Raw genomic sequence first — 2,438 nt, forward strand, 5'->3', positions numbered from 1 at the left:
TCAGCTTATTGGCCATCCTATAGCTGGTCTTCCTGGTAATGGAGGCAGCGGCGGTGTTGGCGGCACAGGCGGCACAGCCGGTACTGGCGGCTCATCAGGTGGCGCAAACGGAACACCAGGAAATACTGGTTCAAATGGCACATCCGGTTCAACAGGCAGCAATACGGGTCAGACTCCACAGATCAATATTCAACCAGGTGGTTAATTCATAATTTACGATTGTAACATTCTTCGTTTGCAATCGCAATTTAAACTATTCAAACCCCGCTGCTGATGTTCAAATCAGCTGTGGGGTTTATAAGCTCCTAAACCAAAATCTAATTTATCCTGTCTTCTCAACCTTAAAACTTATATGATTCGTAGTGTACGCCTCGGCCAAAAAGTTCAACGGCTTATTTCGCTTGCTGAGCGACTCCAACCTACGGCTAACTCTTTAACAGATAGCTGTTACCAGCTTCTTGATTCTGATTCTGGTACTGAAGATTTTATTACCGGTGCTTCATGCCTGAACAACGACGGTTCACCATTGCAGCTTTGCCTTACAACTTCCGGCAAGGGAACATCGCTCCGCGTTATTGGCGATCCAGGCGCATTTCATACTGCCACTGAATCACGTTATCATTCATCCATCAAAACACTTAGGCATGCTATTGACAGCAGCGAAAGCAGTGATTTGAAAGAGATTGCTGAAAAGACGATTGAAATATTATTGCCAAAAAATAAAGATGACCGCAACATTTACAAACAAGGATTTGTATGGATTGGCACAAGCCCGCAACAGGCTGGAATTGCTTTCTACCTGGAAATGGCACCCCTTAGCCRGGAAAAAGGATGGAATACTGTAACCACCTGGCTCAAAGCAATTTTACCTTCGGCCAATGATGCAATAACCATAATAAATAAATTAAAGGAACACTGTATTGTTGCAAGTGCGGGATTGGAAGGAAGCACACTTGAAAATTCAAGGGCGAAGATCTACTTCCGGATGCGCGAGACTACAGACTTTCAGCATTTAGGGATCGACCTGTTTTCATCGCAGGAAATGAAAGATTTCCTTGCCATTGCAACGGAAAAATATAAAACAGATTTGAATGGGTTGGTGATGAGTATTGGCTTTAATCTCCTGACCGGAGCTCATGCCGATGTAAAAGCAGACCTGTGTGGCCATTGCCTCAGATATACTTCTGACGAGTGGTCATCGATTATTAGCCAATTAACAACGCGATTTTTACTTACGCCTGTAGATACCGGCATGATGCTGAACTGTCAGGAATACCAGATAGCTTTCATTGGGTTTGGACTAACCACGGATCAAAAACCAAGGTTGAATCTATACCTAAAGCATGATGTACAAAACGGCATGCCGGAATCAGATGAAATATGGGGAGCGCTCAAAGATTCGATGCGGTACCTCCTATCGGTTCAAAACGAAAATGGCAGCTGGGACGATTATCACTTGCCTGTAGGTACATCAGACCAATGGGTTACCGCATACGCAGCACAGGCGCTGGCCCAGTATGGAAAAAAAAGCGGCAATAACGACGCTATTAATGCTGCAATCAAAGCTGCCAGCTGGCTAGCCGAAAAAAGAAGTTATAATTCCGGGTGGGGATTCAATGCCATGACAGGACCTGATGCAGACTCAACTGCAATGGCTGTTGCATTATTCGATGAACTTGCACTTCCCGTTGCAGCGGCTGACCGTTTATTTTTCCGGGAACACTGGCGGGAAGATGACTGTATTGCCACTTATACCGAACCTGATGCATGGGCCACAGGTCATTGGGATGTTACTCCCTGGGGTTATCACGGAATGTCTGCGGAAGATAGGACCACGTTTCTTGATCCGTTTCAAAAAGCTTTACACACCCACCGGATGGACAACGGCTTTTGGCGTTCCTACTGGTGGCGAAACCCCTATTACAGTACATTCATAACGTTGGAAGTACTGGATCGCTTGGGCCTACAGGAACCGCTGGATACTTATGAATATGATGTATCTTCTATTCAGATAGACAATGCTTTTGATCTTGCCTGTTATATCGGCATTGAATGCATCAGAGGTTATGCTGATGAAAAAATAGGCGCTCATCTTCGCACCTTGCTCAACTGGCAGGCAGAGAATGGGCAGTGGTATGGTTCGGCAAATCTCCGCGTGACAGATAACTTCTGTTACGAGCCCTGGAACAATCCTTCGGGAACATACTACGAAGATAAGAGGTCCATCATTACGACTGCAACTATTATGCGGGTACTTTCGAAAATTATTCCAACGAAAGCACCACACAACAGCAGCGTTATATATAACTGGATGTGATTTTCATTTTTTTAATCCAATAAATTATGGTACAAAATGTATTCGTTGACCAAAAATATAATGCAACTTTCCAGGAGCAGGGATATTTGGTTTTGGATCTTCTTAGCACAAAAGATATAGC

2 protein-coding genes are annotated in these 2,438 nt (G+C 44.4%); both read left to right on the forward strand.

The window, feature by feature from the left end; all coding sequences use genetic code 11:
• Positions 1-205: hypothetical protein (locus AC1DND_RS25720; RefSeq protein ID WP_477585409.1), on the forward strand; the 205-nt coding region annotated here is incomplete at its 5' end.
• A gap of 147 nt (positions 206-352) precedes the next feature.
• Complete coding sequence (locus tag AC1DND_RS25725; protein ID WP_477585411.1) at positions 353-2,317, forward strand: hypothetical protein; 1,965 nt, start codon at positions 353-355, stop codon at positions 2,315-2,317.
• Positions 2,318-2,438: the final 121 nt, after the last annotated feature.

Source organism: Pedobacter sp. 01N416 (assembly GCF_056399685.1).